The sequence below is a fragment of the Bradyrhizobium sp. CFUWI genome (assembly GCF_056429085.1).
This window is the reverse complement of sequence record NZ_JBWJZE010000150.1, coordinates 1-502: the sequence shown is the minus strand read 5'-3', so window position 1 is coordinate 502 and position 502 is coordinate 1. Positions and strand designations below refer to the sequence as shown.

Below are 502 nucleotides of genomic sequence, written 5' to 3'. Positions count from 1 at the left end.
ATTTGGATTTGTGGCTCGATGCGCCCCCGGCGATGAGGCGTTCCAGGTCGGAGACGACGGTACGTTCTACCTGGGGGGGCTGTTGGAGGGATTGCGCAACTTCGCGCGGAACCAGCACGAGTTCGTACCCCAGCTCCTGAGCGAGTGCCATCGCGTTGGAAAGGCGGGGCGCTGTCCCGCCGCTGAGCATGTGACGAACGGCCTGGGCTGAGAGCCCCGTGCGCGACGCCAGCTCATTTGCCGTAAGGCGGCGGGCATCCTTTGCAGCCTTCATTGCTGTCGCGAACTCGTTCAGTGAGCGCATGATAGAAAAGTGTCGATGTGAGAAGGAACGACAGTTTTATAGCACAAAATTCTTATCATAACAAAAGATAGTTAAGTATCGTTTAGCCTCGGATCGACAGTTAACTATCGTTTTTAGCTTGACTGTGGTCTATGGCTGTGCACAATCTCCTGTACGCCGCATTCCTTCGCCACCTCGTCGGGCCGCAATGTCATTAGG

Annotated in this window: 1 protein-coding gene; it reads right to left on the bottom strand. The window is 55.8% G+C overall.

Annotation, left to right across the window (positions count from 1 at the left end; translation table 11 throughout):
- A partial coding sequence (locus AC066S_RS39150) for a helix-turn-helix domain-containing protein (RefSeq protein WP_478271954.1) occupies positions 1 to 304 on the bottom strand: 304 nt, incomplete at its 3' end.
- Positions 305 to 502 lie beyond the last annotated feature (198 nt).